The organism is Pedobacter lithocola (assembly GCF_042650845.1).
Classification (GTDB): domain Bacteria; phylum Bacteroidota; class Bacteroidia; order Sphingobacteriales; family Sphingobacteriaceae; genus Pedobacter; species Pedobacter lithocola.
On the sequence record NZ_JBHSBW010000009.1, the window covers coordinates 187229 to 207030 of the forward strand.

Sequence of the window (19802 nt, forward strand, 5' to 3'; positions counted from 1 at the left end):
CTAAACTAAAAATCCTCCATTCTATGTAAAGAGTGGAGGATTTTTTATGAGTTAAATCTTCGGACTTTATTATGCAGCTTCCTGTCCTAATTTACTATGTTTAAACCCATATGCAAAATATACCACCAAACCAATCACAAGCCAAATACTAAAACCAATCCAGTTTGAGATACCCAATTCACACATCATGTACAGACAACTTATTAAGCCTAAAACCGGAATAAGAGATAAATTTTTGGTGATGCTGAAGTAAGTAATAAATACGCATATTATTAGAAAAATCCACATTGGGATTTTATGTTTAAATAAGCCCCAGCCACTTTCATACTTCTTCTCGACAGAGATTTGTGAGTTAGATATAAATTGCTCATACTTATCTGCTGGCAAATTACTTAAGTAAGATTCTGCATCAACTTTATCAGTTAAGTTTATTTGAGGTGCAGCATTTTTAATGATTTCCTGTTTTACTATTTTTAGTTCATCATTATTTAAAGAGGTTACAAAAGTTACCGTTTGAATGGTTTTTGGGGTGTTAAATATGAATGCTTTGGTTTCTGCATTGTATTGTAAAAATGCAAAAGCGATAGCGGCAATAAATACGAAAGGAATAATGAATTTGCTGTTGGCATAAGGAATTTTGAATTTTCCTCGCTGTACATCTGGTCTGTTTTGCAAAACTAAAACACCTGCACAAACCAATACAAACGCAAACAAAGTACCAATAGAACATAAATCAGTCACAATGGTTAAGTTCATAAATAGGGAAGGCACAGCAACCACAAAACCAACAACTATTGTAGCAAATGATGGCGTTTTATATTTTGGGTGAATTTTAGAAAACGATTTTGGCAATAAACCATCGCGACTCATGCTCATCCATATACGTGGTTGCCCCATTTGAAAAACAAGAAGTACGCTGGCCATCGCAAAAACAGCACTGACAGCGATAATTCCACTCATCAGTTTTAAATCTATCTGGTCGAAAACAAAAGCCAAAGGGTCGCCAACTGCCAATGTATCCGACTTAACAATTCCGGTTAAAACCAAGGCAATTGCAACGTACAAAATGGTGCAAATTATAATTGCCCACATCATTCCTCGTGGTAAATCTTTTTGAGGGTCTTTACATTCTTCTGCGGTAGTAGAAATTGCATCAAAGCCTATATATGCGAAAAATACTGCGGAAACTCCTTTTAAAATACCAGAAACACCATTAGGTGCGAAAGGATTCCAGTTTTTAGTATCAATATAAAAAACCCCAACGGCTAAAACGAGGAGAATAACGGCAAGTTTTACAACTACCATTGCATTGCTTGCATTTCTACTTTCTTTCATGCCTCGATAAACCAAAGCGGTGATGAAAATTATGATTCCTAAAGCGGGTAAATCTGCCACAAGATGGAAGTTGCCGATTTTAGGTGCTGTAAGCCAAGCGTTATTTGCAATTGCAGTTGCCGCATCTAATCCGCCAATATTTTTGCCTGCAGCCACAAGTGCTTCAGCAGTTTTATGTCCGTTAAAAGCGGTAAGATAATCCATTGTAGCCCATGTTGGGATATTAATGCCATCAATTCCTAAAGCAGGTATTCGAATGGAGGACAGTAATCCTGTAAAATAATCAGACCAGGAAATGGCTACTGTAATATTGCCAATTGCATATTCCATAATAAGCGACCAACCAATAATCCAAGCCACTAACTCTCCAAAAGCTACGTAGGAGTATGTGTAAGCACTACCGGAAACAGGAACCATTGAAGCGAATTCTGCGTAAGCAAAAGCTGCAAAACTACAAGCAACTGCGGTAAAAATGAACAGAAAAATTACTGCCGGACCGCCGTCAGCGCTTGCTTTACCAATTGTACTAAAAATACCGGCACCGATAATTGCTGCAATGCCAAAAGCAGTTAAATCGCGAACGCCAAGGGTTTTATGTAAAGAATTTTCATGGTCGCCATAGCCTTTTGCTGCATCTTGTAGTATCTTGGAAATAGATTTCTTTCTGAATAGCTTTTCGAACATCTGTTTTGGTTTGTTGTATTCCTCAAACTTAAAAAAATATCAGTTAAAAACGTTTAAAGCAGGATATAAATTTCTATACATCATTAATACATCTCATATTTTGACGATATCTGTAGTTTTATCTTAGTTTGAAACAATAATTTGCATTTTCAGATAATCTTTTAGATATTCTTTATGCATTTCCTGATTTTAAATTTTGTTGATTTAGGATTTATTTTTATGTGATTCTATTAACAAATTTGGATGTTTGATTGGTTAATTTCGCCCTCGATTTACAACGTATAGAAATCATCCAAAATGAATCACAATGCTCACCAAAGCAACAAATGTTAAATATATAAAGGAAGAAAATCAACGAATTTCTACTTTACTGGCTTTTGCTCTTATTCCATTATCAGGCTTTGCTACAGATATATACATTCCTTCGTTACCAACTATGGCCGGAGAAATGCAAGTAAGCAGCGTTCAGGTTCAGCTTACTTTGAGCATCTTTTTAATAAGTTATGGCATCTCTCAACTCTTTATAGGTAGCATATTAGATAGCTTCGGCAGATATAAAATTGGATTAATTTCTTTGGTGATTTTTGCAGTAGCCAGCATTATAATAGCAATAACCCACAATATTTATTTGATTTATTTAATGAGGGTAATTCATGGGCTTACAGTTGGAGCAATTGTAGTTGCAAAACGAGCCTATTTTGTCGATTTATTTTCTGGTGATAAGCTAAAACATTATTTAAGTTTATTTTCAATTATTTGGTCAACCGGACCAATTATAGCTCCATTTATTGGCGGTTATCTTCAAACAGCATTTGGATGGGAATCCAATTTCTACTTTCTAGCTGGTTTTGCACTTATTTTTGCAGTTTTAGAATTCATCTACAGCGGCGAAACTTTAAAAAACTTCAGCAATTTTCAACTCAAAACAATTTTGAACGTTTACCTCAACATGATTAAAACCGCCAGTTTTACTTTGGGTATAGTTATGTTGGGTTTGGCTTATTGCATGGTTATGGTTTATAACATGACTGGTCCATTTATTATCGAACACGAATTACACTTTTCACCAGTTATAGCAGGTTATAGTTCGTTAATTCTAGGGTTTGCATGGATGGTTGGTGGTTTTATTGGTAAGGCAACCATTAATAAACCTTTTTTTAAACGGTTGCTTATAAATTCACTATTGCAGGTGGTATTTGTAATATTAATGATAATAAGCATTAATTTTATTTCAAACATCTGGTCGCTTATATTTTTTGCATTCATAATTCATATTGGGGCAGGTTTTACCTTTAACAATTACTTTACGTATTGCCTAAGTAAATTTCCAAATAATGCCGGGATTGCAGGAGGGTTAACTGGAGGAATTACGTATGTGATTGTTTCTTTTTTAAGTTATGGAATTGTGAATTTGTTTCCAGCTAAAGATGAAAGAAATTTAAGTTTTAGCTACATAGTTATGATTATGCTTTCTGTATTGGTGATGTTTTTGATTATGAAAACGAGGAAGAAAGATGAGGTTGGTGCATAAAAATTACCTATGCTATCGCGTCAATCTGCGGGATATTTTATTAATACATCTCTAATTTTTCTCCTGCAGATTTCGCAAATGTTTGCAGATTTTTGTAGACAGTTATCTATTACCTTATTTTATTCTTCCCTCTTCATCAGCAACACTTGTTTTTCGTTCTCTTGTAGCTTTAATAGTGTTGCTGCCGAAACTGTAATTTAAGCTAAGCCTAAAAATTCTACTTTCTTGTTTTTGGGTGAGGTTGTAATTTAATGTAGATAAAGCACTGCTGATTCTTGCTTTTCTACTGTTTAAAATATCATTTATAGCAAACTTCAAATTTAATTTTTTATCAAGGAACGATTTTTTTACACCAAAATCAATTCCATAATAAGGTTTGATGGCGTAAGTGCCATAAATTTGAGCAGATACAAACTCTCCAGAAAGTTCGGCGGTGGTTGATGGTGTAATTGTGAAGTTATGAGTACTGTTCAAGGTGAAATTTACTTTCTTCCTATCATAATCTATTCCGTCTAAATTCGCAGATTTTATTTGATTATAAGTACTTATAACTATATTGTCCATACTCCAGAATTTGGTTATGCTTGTTGGGTAACCGATTGTTAAATCATACGAGAATTGTTTATCCAGATTTTTAACTGTTTGATAAAGGGTTTTGTTTGCATCATCAGGTAGTAGCACATCCAGAATTAGATTGTTTGTAATGCTGTATCCCAAGGAAATGTTGAGTTCCTTTTTATAATTATAAGAAAGTTGGAAAGCATTCGTGTATTGTGGATTAAGGAACGGATTTCCTTGACTAAATGTGTACAAATCAACAAAATAAACGAATGGATTGAGGGATTTGTAATCTGGTCTATCTATTCGCCTGCTGTATGAAAATCCTAACTGATTATTTTCCGATAAAGTTTGATTAACAGAAAAACTAGGGAAGAAATCGAAGTAGCTTCTTTTAACAACTTTTTGCTCGTTTACAGAATTACCTTTTGAGTTGGTTTGTTCTGTTCTTAACCCAACTTCAATGCTCGTTGATTTGAATTCGTGTTTAAAATTAGCATAAGCCGCATTAATGTTTTCATCATATATGAAACGATTGCTTCTTGTTAAATCATTTTGCCATTGCGAAGCAACCAGATTTTCAAATCTAAAATCATTATCGGTACTAACCCAACTACTTTTTAAACCAAAATCAAATTTAGTTTTAGTATTTAGGGGAAGAGAATAATCAACTTTTACGGCATTTATTTTAATAAGTGAAGGCGTTAAATTCCTAAAAATTAAAGGCGATTTATATTGATAACCGCTCGCATCAGAAAAATGATTATTGTAAACGGTATATTCTTCACTGCGGTATTTTGCATAATCCAAATCAACAGAAAATTCCTGACCAAGCGTATCAATAATAGATTTATAATTAAGGTTATAAGCCTGATTTCGATATTTGCTTGTAGATGGATTATCGGCTAAAATGGATGAATCAATTTTTGTAAAGCTTGTGCCGATATCCGTTGTACCATTCGAACTGTCGTGTCCGTTGTTAAAATAGCCTGTTGTTAAAAAACCGATAGTGTTTCTTTCATTTAAGAAATAATCTAAACCGAGTTTATAATTGTTATTGTGTGATGAGCGAATTTGAGTATTGTACTGGTGGAAATAGGTATCGGTGAGACCATCTCTAGTAATTCTATTGATGTTCAAATCCTCCTGATATTTATTGTTGTTGTTGGCGAAATTTCCAAAAATATTAAAGTTTTTATTTCTATGATTGATAGAAATCCCTGCATTACTTTTAGGATTTTTTCCATAGCCAAAACCCAAATCAATATTTCCATTTGTACCAAAGCCAGCGTTCTTTTTTAGTTTAATATTAATTATTCCAGCATTACCCTCAGCATCATATCTGGCTGATGGATTAGTAATCAGTTCCATGGATTTAAGTTCGTTGCTGTTCAGCGATTTTAATCTTGTTGCCAATTGCTCACTAGAAAGAAACGTTGATTTTCCATCTATCAAAACATTAACACCTGATTTTCCTCTCACACTGATAACTCCATCTTGGTTTACTGAAACTCCGGGCATTTTTGCTAGAACTTCAAGTGCCGTATTTCCCGTGGCGACGATACTATTTTCAACGTTCATCACCGTTTTGTCGCTAAATCTTTCGATTAAAGGTTTTTTCCCTGAGATATTTATACTGCCTAAATCATTTGATTCAGGTGCCATTTTATAGGTTTTATTTATAGAAAATTGATTGGTTGTAATTTCTACTTTTTCATCGATGGTTTTAAAACCAACTGCAGTTATTGCAATTGAATAGCTACCGATTGTTAAATCGTTAAAGCTAAATTTTCCTTTGTTATCTGTTGAAATTCTTTTTACAAATATCGTATCGCCCAAATTCTTCACCACTATTGTTGTTGAAATTGGTTTCCCTTTTTCATCAACCAATAAACCTGAAATTTTGCCGTTTGTAATTTGGGCTTTTGCTTGTGATAGAATAAAAAGAGATAGTAATATGAAAAACGTAGAGCTTAGTTTCATGTTAATTTGATAGCTTAATGAATAGTGTTTTCCTTATCTGAAAGAATAGCAGTACTAAACTAAATGATTGGGTGTATCAAACTGAGCTTTTTAACAATGTTTAACTTAATTAACGAAATTTTACAGAATGCTGTTATTAGAATCTTAATCAGTATCAACGAATTTGAGGTGGATTTTTCTCTGCATAAATCCGCGAAATGTGCGGGAGATTCTTATTATACATCTTTAATTTTTTCTCCCGCAGATTTCCGCAGATTTTTTTGAGTAAATCTTTTAATGATTATCAGAAAAAAGCAAAAAAGTCGCAACGTTATGCTGCGACTTTTTTAATTAAAAATAAATTAATATTTATAGAATTGCCCCTAAACCCTAATCTATCCCAACTTCTCCAACTCTTCTTTTACAAAATCAGCTAGTTCTTTTACATATTCTGCACTGAAATCAAATTTTATACCTGCAGTTTCGTAAATTTCATTCATTGGTTTTGTGTAACCTAATGAAAGGGCCTCCAGGTATTGCGCCAAAGCCTTTTCAGGGTTTTCTTTATAGTTCTTCCACACGGCGATGGCACCCAATTGTGCAATGGCATATTCGATATAATAAAAAGGAACTTCAAATAAATGCAACTGTTTCTGCCATCTATTTCCAAACTCTTTTTCTAAGTCTGTCCAATCGGCGAAACCCGCACCAAAATGGTTATAAATTTGTTTAAATGTTTCTTCTCTATCTGCTGCGGTATGATTTGGGTTGGTATAAATCCAATGTTGAAACTGATCGATAACGGCAACCCAAGGCAATGTTTTTAAAACATCAGCCAATTGTTCTTTTTTAGCACGATTTAAATCTTCAGCGTTATCGAAATAAACATCCCAATTATCCATAGACATTAGCTCCATGCTCATAGAAGCTAATTCTGCAACTTCCGAAGGGCAATGTTTAAAATCGTTTAACTCTAAATTTGCCGTTAAAAAAGTATGGATGGCATGACCACCTTCGTGAACCATTGTAGTTAAATCGCGAAGCGAGTTTGCAGAGTTCATAAATATGAAAGGTGCTCCGGTCTCTGCCAGAGGATAGTTATAACCACCTGGTGCTTTGCCTTTTCTGCTTTCTACATCGAAAAGATTGTTGGCTTTCATAGTTACCAGTTTCTCGCCGAGCTTTACATCAATGCCATTAAAACAAGCAATACTTTTATCAATCAATTCATCGCCGTTGTTAAATGGTTTCAAAGCAGGTTTGCCAGTTACACTTACTTCTAAATCCCACGGTTTCAATTCAGGCAACGCTAATAATTCTCGTCGCTTTTCGGCTTGTTCTCTTAATATTGGTACAATTTCTTTTTCAATCGCATTGGCGAAATCATAGCAATCTTGTGGTGTATAATCAAAACGACCCAAAGCCTGGAACATATAGTCGCGGTAATTTTCAAAACCAGCATTTAACGCAACCTGGTTGCGCAACTTTATCAACTCATCAAATAAGATATTCAAATCATCTTTATCAACCAATCGGCGTTGTTGAATAGTTTTCCAAGCATTTTCTCTTACTTCACGATTTAAATCTTTAATAAAAATAGAAGCTTGTTCCAACGTGTATTCTTGCCCATTAATTTCTACACTCATAGAACCTGTAATACCTTGATATTTTTGTTGCTTAACTTGCAATTCGGTAAAAAGTTCTATATTCTCTTCGCGATAAAGTTCCAATGCTTTCTTTATTGCTCGACTGTAAACAAAGTATTTTTCTTTATCTAAATCATCCATAAAAGGACTTTCAACAAATTTTATGTTCAGCTCGTTAGATAAGGGAGAAATTTTTGGGTCGATTTCTGTGGCGAAATATTGAAAGCTTTTAACCAACTCCTCGTTAGCCGTATCGCAACTCATTTTAATGTATCGCCAGGCGAAATCTTCTTCTAAAGCAGCTTCTAGTTCTGAACGATCTTTAAGCCACCTTTCTAATTCATCAGCACCGGTAATTTCTCGATTTTGTAATTCTGTAAATAACGGTTCTAAGCTTTCCCAGGTAATGCTTAAATCGTTTGGTATGTATGTTCTTGGTTTTTTATTTATAATCATAGTTTAATTATTATTGAATTAGATAATGAATGATTGAGTGAATATTTTAAAACATAATGTCAACATCCTCTCATTCAAAACTCACTCATTCTATCATTTATTTCTGATGTAAGCATCAATTAAAAAGCAAACGGCAAATACAACAGAAGCGTACCCATTTAAAGTTTGAAATGCCCTGTTTACTTTGCTAATATCATTTGGTTTTACAAGTAGGTGTTGGTAAATCAGCATTGAACAGAAAAACACGATTCCAACATAATAAACCCAGCTAAATTCGGTGAAAAATACAGGTATAATAACGCAAGCAGCAGAAAGAATGTGCAAAATCACCGATACATTTAAAGCATTTTTAATACCCAAAGCTGATGGAATGGAATGTAAATTTTCTTCACGGTCGAAATCTTCATCTTGCAGTGCATAAATAATATCAAAGCCACTAACCCAAAACAATACCGCGAAAGAATAAAGGACAGGTACCAATGCAAAATGCCCCGTTACTGCAATATATGCGCCGATAGGAGCGAGCGACAAACCCAAGCCTAAAACCAAGTGGCAAAGCGCTGTAAATCTTTTAGTGTAACTGTAAAATAATACAACAAATAGTGCAATTGGCGATAAGTAAAAGCAAAGGCTATTGATGAAAAAAGTAGATGCAATAAAGAAAACACAATTCGCGATGACGAAAATCAATGCTTCATTTGCAGAAACTTTTCCAGCCGGAATATCACGCATTTTTGTGCGAGGATTTTTTGCATCTATATTTCTATCTAAATATCGGTTAAAAGCCATTGCCGAATTTCTGGCGAAAACCATGCAGAGTAAAACCAAAATTAATTTTTCCCATCTAAAAGGGCTTTCTGTTGTGGTTACACCCAGAAAAAAACCAATCATAGCGAAAGGCAAAGCAAAAATAGAGTGTGCGAATAATACGAGTGAAAAGTATTTTTTCATATTAATATGTACGAAAATTAATCATCTACAGACTGTTAAGATTTGCTGATAATCGGCTTTACAAAATCCTTATTCACTTCGTAAATAAAATCTAAAACCTCTTCTTTACCTGTATATTTTTCGGCAGAGGTTACTATGGTTGTAGGAATTTCTTCAAAAAAATCAGCAAGTTTTTTCTTGAAAGCCGCAACGTTTTTAAGTGATTCGTTCATGCCTTGTTTATCAGCTTTGGTAAAAAGTAAAGCAAAAGGAATCTGGATTTCTCCAAGCCAGTAACAAAACTCTATATCGATTTGCTGCGGAGTTAAACGGCTATCTATTAAAACAAAAACGCACTGCAAACTTTCTCTTTTGGTGATGTAAGCACGAATAAATTTTTCCCATTTTTCTCTGCTTGTTTTAGAAACTTTTGCATAACCATATCCGGGTAAATCTACAATATACCACGATTCGTTAATTAAAAAGTGATTTATTAATTGCGTTTTACCAGGCCGTTGGGATGTTTTTGCCAAACCATGGTGGTTAACCAACATATTTATTAACGAAGATTTACCAACGTTAGAGCGACCAATAAATGCGTATTCTGGCATAGTTGGTGCGGGTAAAGCCGAAATCTGGGTATTGCTGCAAACAAATGTTGCGGTTTTGATAATCATAATACAAAGGTAGGTTTTTGAGTCGGAAGTCCGAAGACCGAAGTCAATAGTGTATAAGCACATCTATATATCTACACGAAAATTACATCAAACTTAGATTTTTACTTTAGGGTGAGGATTTGCAACAAACTCATCGGACTGCCAACTAAACACTCCCGACTTTTTCTTTATCTTTGCCTTATATCATGAATCAGAACATTACCCCATATAAAATTGACGATACAACCAAAAAGGAGCAGGTTGCGACAATGTTTAATAACATTTCCGGCACTTACGATTTTTTAAATCATTTTCTCTCTTTAGGGATTGATGTTTTATGGCGTAAAAAGGCAATAAAGGAATTGGTTTCTCTTCAGCCACGTATTATGCTCGATGTAGCAACCGGGACGGGTGATTTTGCTTTCGAAGCGATAAAAAAGCTAAATCCTGAAAAGGTTGTTGGTGTAGATATTTCTGAAGGTATGCTCGAAGTTGCCAAGAAGAAAATTAAAAGTCGCAGTTTAACTGAAACATTTTCTGTCCAATTGGGCGATTCGGAAGGATTAAATTTTGCAAATGATACTTTTGATGCTATAACTGTTGCCTATGGAGTTCGTAATTTCGAACATTTAGAGCAAGGCTTAAGTGACATGTTTAGGGTTTTAAAACCAGGTGGTAAATTGGTCGTTTTAGAATTTTCTAAGCCAAGAGTTTTTCCGGTTAAGCAGTTGTATAATTTTTATTTTAAACAGATTACTCCATTTTTTGGAAAGTTGTTTTCTAAAGATGCAAGAGCTTATTCTTATCTGCCAGAATCTGTTGCTGCTTTTCCTGATGGACACGATTTTACCGCATTAATGGAAAAAGTTGGTTTCCAAAATACCAAACAAAAAACTTTAACGTTTGGAATTAGTTCGATATACACCGGTTCTAAATGATAAAAAAGTTAAGCCTCATCATCTCCCTAGTTACCATAACAACTACTGCTTTCTCTCAAAATTGGGGTGGCGGTGTAGATGATGAAGACTTCCACTTTGGTTTCAGCTTTCAATACATTTCTACAGAATACAAAATCTTAAAAAATGCTGATTGGCGTCGTCCTGCTTTTGAAACTGCCAATGGAAATAGCTTTACGTACGTAAACGATGGTGGACGGCAGATAACGCAACCACTTAAAGCAATTTCAAGTCCGCCTTCGGCTGGTTTTGGGTTAGGTTTTGTTGTAAACAGAAGGATATCCGAAAACTTTGATATTCGTTCTACCCCATCACTCATTTTTAGTGATAGAATTATTCGCTATGAGTACGAAGCAGCTCCAGAACTCACTCCAGATGTGGGAACATCAATTACGCCACCAACTTATCAAACCTCGATTGATAAAAAAGTTCAGGCTACCATGTTCGAAATCCCATTGGGGTTAAAAATAAAGTCGAATAGGTTAAACAATTTCAGGGCGTACTGGCTTGGTGGTGCAAAGTATTCGATGGATATTGCTTCTAAAAAGAAAACTTTTGATGAAGGGGAAACGCCAATTAATAAGTTGCTGAAAAACAAACGGAACTACCTTTCCTACGAAACAGGAATTGGTTTTGATTTGTATTTTGAATATTTTAAAATGTCGCCCGAGATTAAAATCTCTTACTCAATGAGCGATGTTTTACAGCATGATAATACCGTTTTTGCAAATCCAATAGATAAAACTAAGTTGCGTCATTTTACATTCAGCTTGTTTTTCGAGTAGAACAACAATTCAAAAAAACTTACCTTTGCTGCTACTAAAGAATACGTATAAAACGTTTTCTAGCTTATAATTTATCGAAATGTCTAAAATTGCTTTAATTACAGGTGCAACTTCTGGTATTGGCGAAGCCTGTGCTCACATATTTGCTCAAAATGGATACAACTTGGTGTTGGTAGCCAGAAGGACTGAACGTTTAGCAAAAATTTCACATCATTTAGAAGATAAATATGCCATAACAATTAAACAAGTAATTGCTGATGTTCGGGAGAAAGAAAGTTTAAGTGAGGCTTTAGAAGCACTTTCGCCTGAATGGCAAAATGTAGATGTTTTAATAAATAACGCAGGTTTAAGTCAGGGATTAGACCCAATTGATAAAGGCAATACAGATGATTGGGATACCATGATAGATACCAACGTTAAAGGTTTGCTGTATGTTACTAAAATTGTATCCAATTGGATGATTCCAAAAAAATCTGGTCACATTATAAACATTGGGTCAATTGCTGGTCAGGAGGTTTATCCCAACGGAAACGTATATTGTGCTACCAAACATGCAGTTGATGCATTAAGTAAAGCCATGCGTATAGACCTTTTGCAGCACAATATTAAAGTAACGGCAATTAACCCAGGTATGGTAGAAACCGAATTTTCTGTAGTGCGTTTTAAAGGCGATGCAGAACGAGCTAAAAATGTTTATGCTGGTTTAGAACCATTAATTGCTGATGACATTGCCGATGCAATTTGGTATGCGGTAAGCAGACCAAAGCATGTTAACATTAATGATATGTTGATAATGCCAACCGCACAGGCAACTGCAACGCTTATAAATAGAAATTAGTTGCTTTAGTTATTAGTTAGTTGGTTTGTTAGGTGAAAAGCTTACCAAACGACCAACAAACGAAACAACGAACAAACCAAATAACCATGATACAAATAGACCAGGAAATTAAAAAGGCCATGTTGGCAAAAAATAATGCACAATTGCGAGGATTGAGAGCTATCAAGGCTGCTATTCTTTTAGCTAAAACAGAAAAAGGTGCATCAGAAGAAATTGATGAAGAAACAGAAATGAAAATTCTTCAAAAATTAATTAAACAACGCCGCGAATCAGCTGATATTTACAAACAGCAAAACCGCGAAGATTTATACAAAGTTGAGGAAGAAGAAATTGAAGTTATTAATCAATTTTTACCGCAACAATTGAGCAGGGCAGAAGTTGAAGAGCTTATTAGCGATGTAATCAAACAAACTGGCGCAACATCAGTTAAAGATATGGGAAAGGTTATGGGCATGGCGAATAAAGCACTTGCTGGTAAAGCAGATGGTAAATTAATCGCTGAAGTAGTTAAAGAGAAATTGGTCTAGGATTGGGAATAAGGGTTAAGGAGCAAAGATAAAGCAACAAAGAACAAGGATTAAAGAGCAATGATGAAGGACTTAGGAGGATAGCAACGCTGAAAACTAATTTTTCTTCCAGCCTTAAAAATTCTTAATGCCTTAATATTCAACATTAAACCTAAGTAAATACAGCATTAAATACCTTGATTAACTTAAGTAGATGTATAGAATAATAGCTTGGACAACGTGGAGCAATAACAATCATTACCCAAATCCGCCATCATTTTTATGTTTTTATTTATAAAAATGGCATTTAAATACCAAAAATTAATTTTACTCTACTAACTTAGTAGCAATATACCATTTACAATATATGAAATACCAGGTAATAGAAGAAGACGGATTTAAATACATCGAAACGGGGCAGGGCGAAACACTGGTACTATTACACGGCTTAATGGGCGAATTAAGTAATTGGGAATTGGTTATAGAGCAGTTTAAAGATCGTTACCGTGTTGTTGTACCAATTTTGCCAATATACGATTTACCTATACTAACTTTGGGTGTAAAAGCCTTATCGCGATACGTTCATCGTTTTTTAAAATATAAAAATTACGGTCAGGTTGTGCTTATTGGCAATTCATTAGGCGGGCATGTTGGTTTAGTTTTTACGGTTGCGCACCAAGAGTTTGTTAAGGCTTTAGTGCTTACAGGTAGTTCAGGTTTGTACGAAAATGCTTTTGGAGGTTCTTTTCCGCGTAGAGAAAGCTACGATTACATTAAAGAAAAAGTAGAATTTACTTTTTACGATCCAGCAACGGCAACTCCCGAACTTGTTGATGAGGTTTTTAAAACCGTTAACGATAGATCAAGAGTAATAAGAATATTAACCATGGCAAAATCGGCTATCCGACATAACATGGCAAAAGAAGTATCAAAAATTACCATCCCGGTTTCTTTAATTTGGGGTAAAAACGATAAAGTAACTCCACCAGAAGTAGCAGAAGAATTTCATCAGTTATTACCAAATTCAGAATTAAACTGGGTTGATAAATGTGGGCATGCACCAATGATGGAGCATCCAGAAGTATTTAATGCTTACTTAGAAAAATTTTTAGATAGGATACTATTAAAATAATGTTTGCCGAAGAAATCATATCAAATGCAATACCGCCAATTAAAACGGACGACACGGTGCAAAAGGCTTTAGATCGTATGAACGAATTTAAGCTAAAGCATATGCCTGTGGTTAATGATACCCAATTTTTAGGTTTGCTTGCTGAAGATGATTTATTGGAAATTCGCGATCATGAAATTTTAATTAAAGATGTTTCTGCTACTTTGCTTAATGCTTTTGTATTTAATAACGCACATACTTATGATGTTGTTAGGTTATTAAGTACTTTAAAATTAACTGCAGTTCCTGTTTTGGATCAACAAAAAAATTATGCCGGTTTAATTTCCATCAATAATATAATCGATAGCGTAGCAGAATTGTATGCCGTTAGTGAGCCAGGAGGAATTATTGTCTTGGAAATCAGCAACCGCGACAATTCATTGGCGCATATTGCACAAATTGTTGAGGCCGATAACGCACAAATCCTTTCATCGTACGTAAATTCATTTGAAGATTCTACCCGTTTAGAACTTACGCTAAAGGTTAATAAAACAGAAATTACTTCGCTAGTAGCCTCATTCGAACGCTATAACTACCAGGTTAAAGAAGTTTATAATAACACCCAGGTTGATGATGGTTCTCAGGAGCGATTCGACTCTTTCATGAACTATCTAAACGTTTAATTTTAATATGAGAATTGCAATTTATGGTAGAGACTTTAACGATTCGGTTTTACCCTACGTTCAAGAAGTTTTTGATCATCTAAAAAGTCATGGCATCCAGCCAGTTCTGCATCATAAATTTAAAAATTCTCTGCATGGTAAAATAAAAATTCCGTCGCATACCATTATTTTTCATAATCACGAAGAATTAAAGCAAACTGCCGATGTTTTGTTAAGTTTGGGCGGCGATGGTACATTATTAGATACATTGTCGTTAATCAGAAATTCGGGTATTCCTGTAATTGGTATAAACTTCGGGCGGTTAGGGTTTTTGGCAAGTATTAATAAGGGCGAAATAGAATCTGCTTTAAAAGCATTAATTCATGGCGATTATACTTTGGATGAACGTTCACTTTTGCGATTAGAATCTGATAACAATTTATTCGGTGAAGAGAATTTTGCACTAAACGACATCACCATTCATCGTCGCGATAATTCGGCAATGATGATAATTCATGCATCAATGAATGGAGAGTTTATTAACTCATACTGGGCTGATGGATTAATTATTGCAACACCAACCGGTTCTACGGCGTATTCTTTAAGTTGCGGCGGACCAATTATCTATCCAGATTCTGAAAGTTTTGTAATTACACCAATCGCACCGCACAACCTAAATGTTCGTCCGGTTATAATCCCCGATGATAACATTTTATCTTTTGAAGTAGAAGCAAGAGAATCAAAATTTCTAGTATCGTGCGATAGTAGAACCGTTACAGTAGAACGTTCGGTAAAAATCAGCATCAAAAAAGCCGATTTTTGCGTAAATCTTATTCGTCTTAACAATGAAACTTATTTAAACACGTTAAGGAATAAATTATTATGGGGCATAGATACCCGTAACTACTAAGTATGACGCTACATAAACCAACATTAATCATCATCCTTTTCGTATTATTTTCTAAGTTCGGCAAAGCGCAGTCCTTTCCTGCTACCTGGGAAATTGGTGTTTCTGCTGGTGGTGCTGGTTATATCGGCGATTTAAATCAAAATAACCTACTGCAAATCAGCGGATTTAATGGTGGTTTTTTTGTGAAAAGAAACTTCAATTCTTATATCGGTGTTCGGTTAAATTATACATATGGGCAAATTCAAGCCAACGATGCCAATTCCAGTAATCAGCAATTTGTAGACCGTAACTTAAAATTCAAAACTGCTTTAAATGAAGGTAGTGCGATATTAGATTTTAACTTTTTCGATTATCAAATAAATGGGGGCAACCGAAGATTTACTCCCTACCTGTTTGCCGGTGTTGGTTTTGTAAATTTTAAACCGACCGCTAAATATGATGGAACTACCTACAGGTTGGATAGGTATGCAACCGAAGAAAGAGAAAATCCATATCCAACTACTGTTTTAACGATACCTTATGGTGCTGGTTTACGTTACAATTATAAAGACACTTGGAGCATATTTACTGAAATAGGCTACAGAACACCCCTTACTGATTATATTGATGATGTTAGTGGCGTCTATCCAGTTAATCAAGCAATTGTTGGGAATCCACCAAATCAAATCAATTTAACAGACCCATCAGTGCGTAATATTGGTTTCGCCGGAACCCAAAGAGGCGATTTTAGAAAAAGAGATACTTATCTATTTGTTAGTGTTGGCATATCTTTTACCTTTGTATCCTCAAAATGCTATTCCTTTTAAGCTGATTTTGACATAATTAATGGGATTTAAAGAACAAATAGACTATAGCCGCCTACCAAAGCACATTGCCGTTATAATGGATGGTAATGGACGTTGGGCAAAAGGCCAGGGTAAAATGCGTGTTTTCGGGCATGAGCAAGGTGTACTTTCTGTAAAAGATATTGTAGAGGGATGTGTAGAAGTTGGTATCGAATACCTTACGCTATATGCTTTTTCAACTGAAAACTGGAGTCGCCCGAAAGAGGAGGTAGATGCTTTAATGCAAATCCTCATTTCTACCATCAACAAAGAAACCGAAACACTTAATAAAAATAATGTTAAGTTAAATGCCATTGGCAACATAGAATCTCTACCGCAAGAATGCATAAACGATTTAAAAGAAGCGATGGACAAAACCTCCCATAACCAGAAATGTACCTTAACACTTGCTTTAAGTTATAGTTCGAAATGGGAAATTGTTAACGCAGCAAAGAAAATTGCTATTGCGGTAAAAAACGATACAATTGATATTAATGATATTGATGAAAATCTTTTTTCATCAAAATTAACAACGGTAAATATTCCCGACCCGGAGTTGATGATTAGAACGAGTGGCGAGCATAGAATAAGTAATTATTTACTTTGGCAAATGGCTTACACCGAATTTTATTTCACCGATGTTTTATGGCCCGATTTCAGAAGAGAAAATCTTTTTGAAGCCATTGTTGATTACCAAAAACGCGAACGCCGCTTTGGCAAAATTAGCGAACAATTAAACTAATTTTTCTTTTAACACTTTTTAACAAGGGTTTAAATTAACTTAGCAGCACTTTTATACGATAAATGTAACCACTTCTTTGGTATGTAAAATAAAGCAATTTTGCTTTGTAAAACATTGTTACCTTCGTGGCCATTACTGAACAAATTATTTTAATGAAAAGAATATTTCAAGTCTTAATCCTATTGCTTTTAGCCGCTCCGGCCTTTGCTCAAATTCGTCCACAAGGTCAGGCACCGGCAACACCTTCGTTAAAGGTTGGTGGCTTAGACCTCGATTATTTTAGTCCAAAAGAATTTATTATTGGTGGCACAAAAATTACAGGAACAGAATACCTTGATAAAGAAGTATTAATCACCCTATCTAAACTAGCTAAGGGCGATAAAGTTGTTTTACCTGGTGAAGCAACTTCCGATGCAATTAAGACACTCTGGGCACAAGGTTTGTTTGATGATGTAAAATTAAATATCGAAAAATTTGTTCAGGATACGGTTTACTTTGAAATTGAGGTTGTTGAACGTCCCCGTTTAAGTTCAATCGATTTAAAAGGTGTTCGTAAATCAGAAAAAACAGCTATTCAAGAAAAACTAAATGATAAAACTGGCAAAATAGTAAACGATAATTTATACAATACAACTTCGGCCATTGTAAAAAAATATTTATTAGATAAGGGATATTTCTTTACAAAGATTAATTACACTACACGTAAAGATCCAAATTCTGAAAACAGTGTAGTTTTAGAAGCGAATATTGATAAAGGTAGTCGTGTAAAAGTTCAGCATATTGATTTTACCGGAAACAAAGATTTTAAAGCAGCAAAACTTAGAAAATACTTAAAAAGCCCTAAGCAATTTGCATGGTGGAGATTTTGGGGTTCTGGAAAGTTCAGTAAAGAAAAATACGAAGAGAATAAAGTTAAAATGATAGCCAAATTACATGAGAAAGGCTATCGCGATGCAGAACTTTTAAAAGACAGTATTTCTCAATACAATCGTAAAAAAGTAGATATCATGATGGATATTTACGAAGGAAAAAAATATTACTTCGGTAAAATTACTTGGGCTGGTAATGCCATTTACAGTACAGATATTTTAAACAAAGTTTTAACCATCGAAAAAGGTGATATTTTTAGTGAGGATAAATTAGATAAAAAAATTAATGGTGGTGGTGAAAACGGTGGTGACATCAATAGTTTATACACCGATAATGGATATTTAACTTTTAATATCGATCCTGTTCAAACAAAAATTTACAACGATACGGTTGATGTTGAAATGCGCATTTATGAAGGCCCACAATACACAAATAACCGAATCACTTTAAAAGGTAATACCATTACAAATGATAAGGTTGTTTTGCGTGAAATTCGTACCAAACCTGGGCAGAAATTTAACAAAAGCGATTTAATTCGTACCGTACGTGAGATTGGTGCTTTAGGTAATTTTGACGAACAAAAAACAGTTCCAACACCTCGCCCTAATCCTGCAGATGGAACAGTTGATATCGAATACGCAGTAGAGGAAAAACCTTCAGATCAGATTGAATTATCAGGTGGTTTTGGTGGTGGTCGTATCATTGGTACTTTAGGATTAACTTTTAATAACTTCTCGTTAAGAAACTTATTTAACTTAAAAGCATACAAACCTTTACCAAAAGGTGATGGGCAGAAATTAAGCTTACGTGGTCAAACGAATGGTAAGTTCTACCAATCGTATAGTTTCTCTTTCTCTCAACCGTGGTTTGGTGGCGAGAAACCGGTTAGCTTTGGTGTAAGTGCATTCACTTCATTACAATCTAGCGGTATTGGCGATTCTAGCAACCCTAATTATTATAAAATTCGTTTAAATGGTGTAACCGTAAGTTTGGGTAGAAGATTAAATTGGCCAGATAACTATTTCCAGTTAAGTCATTCGGTTAATTTACAGCAATACATATTACAGAATTATCCAGGTTATTTATTTAGCACAGGTACATCTTACAACTTAAACTTATCACAAGAAATTAGCCGCGATTCAAGGGATTCACCAATTTTCCCTACATCAGGTTCATTCCTTCGTTTTATTGTTCAGGCAACACCTCCATACTCATTGTTTAATGGTGTTAATTATGCAACTGCATCTGATAAAACTAAATATAGATTTACAGAGTACCACAAATGGAAATTTGATTCTCAATGGTATCAAAGAGTTGCTGGTCAGTTTGTAATTAAAGCACAGGCACAATTTGGTTTCTTAGGTCAATATACTGCTGCGGTTGGTCAATCAGCATTCGAAAGGTTTAAACTTGGTGGTGATGGTATGCAAGGATTTGATTTCTTACAAGGTTCTGAGTTAATTGCCATGCGTGGTTATGCAAACAACACAGTTATCCCGGTAGGCTCTAACCCAACAATTGCACAACAATCTGGTAGTCCAATTTACACTAAATACGTTTTAGAGGCTCGTTATCCGGTTATTAAAAGTCAACAAGCTACAGCGTTTATTTTAGCTTTTGCAGAAGGTGGTAACACCTGGAACAGATTTAGCGATTTTAATCCATTTAATATCAGAAGGTCAGTTGGTGTTGGTGCCCGTATCTTCTTACCTATATTTGGTTTGTTAGGTATAGACTATGGATATGGTTTCGATGCGATTCCTGGTTTGCCAGATGCTAACAAAGGACAGTTCCACTTTAGTATCGCACAACAATTAGGTGGATTTTAATTGATTATGAT

At 34.8% G+C, this 19802-nt stretch carries 16 protein-coding genes; 11 read left to right on the plus strand and 5 right to left on the minus strand.

Going from position 1 to position 19802, the window contains the following annotated elements:
* Nucleotides 1-69: 69 nt before the first annotated feature.
* Nucleotides 70-2019, minus strand: coding sequence for an amino acid permease (locus ACFOWA_RS09635; protein ID WP_378984539.1), 1950 nt, complete (start codon nucleotides 2017-2019; stop codon nucleotides 70-72).
* 307 nt (nucleotides 2020-2326) lie between these two features.
* Here ACFOWA_RS09635 and ACFOWA_RS09640 point away from each other — a divergent pair, with 307 nt between their 5' ends.
* Nucleotides 2327-3550 carry an MFS transporter gene (locus tag ACFOWA_RS09640; RefSeq protein WP_378984542.1) on the plus strand — a complete coding sequence of 408 codons (1224 nt, stop codon included), beginning with the start codon at nucleotides 2327-2329 and terminating at the stop codon, nucleotides 3548-3550.
* A gap of 114 nt (nucleotides 3551-3664) precedes the next feature.
* Here the strand turns inward: ACFOWA_RS09640 and ACFOWA_RS09645 are convergent, their stop codons facing one another.
* The 4 genes from ACFOWA_RS09645 to yihA all read right to left on the minus strand — a co-directional run bounded on the left by ACFOWA_RS09645 (nucleotide 3665) and on the right by yihA (nucleotide 9779).
* Nucleotides 3665-6091, minus strand: coding sequence for a TonB-dependent receptor domain-containing protein (locus tag ACFOWA_RS09645; protein ID WP_378984544.1), 2427 nt, complete (start codon nucleotides 6089-6091; stop codon nucleotides 3665-3667).
* A 374-nt stretch (nucleotides 6092-6465) separates the two neighbouring features.
* Entirely contained in the window at nucleotides 6466-8172 is a 1707-nt protein-coding gene (locus ACFOWA_RS09650) for a M3 family oligoendopeptidase (RefSeq protein ID WP_378984547.1), read from the minus strand.
* Nucleotides 8173-8265: 93 nt separating this feature from the next.
* Nucleotides 8266-9123 carry a UbiA-like polyprenyltransferase gene (locus ACFOWA_RS09655; protein WP_378984550.1) on the minus strand — a complete coding sequence of 286 codons (858 nt, stop codon included), beginning with the start codon at nucleotides 9121-9123 and terminating at the stop codon, nucleotides 8266-8268.
* Between the two features lie 35 nt (nucleotides 9124-9158).
* Nucleotides 9159-9779 (minus strand): ribosome biogenesis GTP-binding protein YihA/YsxC, encoded by a 621-nt coding sequence (yihA, locus tag ACFOWA_RS09660; protein WP_378984552.1) that lies wholly within the window; start codon nucleotides 9777-9779, stop codon nucleotides 9159-9161.
* A gap of 185 nt (nucleotides 9780-9964) precedes the next feature.
* On the opposite strand from yihA, the gene ubiE reads away from it, so the two are divergent.
* From ubiE to bamA, 10 genes are all read left to right on the plus strand, one after another.
* A complete protein-coding gene (gene ubiE / locus ACFOWA_RS09665) occupies nucleotides 9965-10696 on the plus strand; it encodes a bifunctional demethylmenaquinone methyltransferase/2-methoxy-6-polyprenyl-1,4-benzoquinol methylase UbiE (protein ID WP_378984555.1) in 732 nt (243 codons plus the stop codon).
* Nucleotides 10693-11499: a type IX secretion/gliding motility protein PorT/SprT gene (gene porT, locus ACFOWA_RS09670; protein WP_378984558.1), complete on the plus strand. Its 807-nt coding sequence runs from the start codon at nucleotides 10693-10695 to the stop codon at nucleotides 11497-11499. The genes ubiE and porT overlap by 4 nt, the downstream gene beginning before the upstream one ends.
* A gap of 79 nt (nucleotides 11500-11578) precedes the next feature.
* Nucleotides 11579-12337 (plus strand): SDR family NAD(P)-dependent oxidoreductase, encoded by a 759-nt coding sequence (locus tag ACFOWA_RS09675; RefSeq protein WP_378984560.1) that lies wholly within the window; start codon nucleotides 11579-11581, stop codon nucleotides 12335-12337.
* An 86-nt stretch (nucleotides 12338-12423) separates the two neighbouring features.
* Entirely contained in the window at nucleotides 12424-12864 is a 441-nt protein-coding gene (locus ACFOWA_RS09680) for a GatB/YqeY domain-containing protein (protein WP_378984563.1), read from the plus strand.
* Nucleotides 12865-13210: 346 nt separating this feature from the next.
* Nucleotides 13211-13975: an alpha/beta fold hydrolase gene (locus tag ACFOWA_RS09685; RefSeq protein WP_378984566.1), complete on the plus strand. Its 765-nt coding sequence runs from the start codon at nucleotides 13211-13213 to the stop codon at nucleotides 13973-13975.
* Nucleotides 13975-14637 carry a CBS domain-containing protein gene (locus ACFOWA_RS09690; protein ID WP_378984568.1) on the plus strand — a complete coding sequence of 221 codons (663 nt, stop codon included), beginning with the start codon at nucleotides 13975-13977 and terminating at the stop codon, nucleotides 14635-14637. Before ACFOWA_RS09685 ends, ACFOWA_RS09690 begins: the two co-directional genes overlap by 1 nt.
* 7 nt (nucleotides 14638-14644) lie before the next feature.
* Complete coding sequence (locus ACFOWA_RS09695) at nucleotides 14645-15526, plus strand: NAD kinase (RefSeq protein WP_378984570.1); 882 nt, start codon at nucleotides 14645-14647, stop codon at nucleotides 15524-15526.
* Nucleotides 15527-15528: 2 nt separating this feature from the next.
* Nucleotides 15529-16332: a type IX secretion system protein PorG gene (gene porG, locus ACFOWA_RS09700; protein WP_378984573.1), complete on the plus strand. Its 804-nt coding sequence runs from the start codon at nucleotides 15529-15531 to the stop codon at nucleotides 16330-16332.
* Nucleotides 16333-16351: 19 nt separating this feature from the next.
* Nucleotides 16352-17092: an isoprenyl transferase gene (locus ACFOWA_RS09705; RefSeq protein WP_378984575.1), complete on the plus strand. Its 741-nt coding sequence runs from the start codon at nucleotides 16352-16354 to the stop codon at nucleotides 17090-17092.
* 152 nt (nucleotides 17093-17244) lie between these two features.
* Nucleotides 17245-19791, plus strand: coding sequence for an outer membrane protein assembly factor BamA (gene bamA, locus ACFOWA_RS09710; RefSeq protein ID WP_378984577.1), 2547 nt, complete (start codon nucleotides 17245-17247; stop codon nucleotides 19789-19791).
* The last annotated feature ends 11 nt before the right edge of the window (nucleotides 19792-19802 follow it).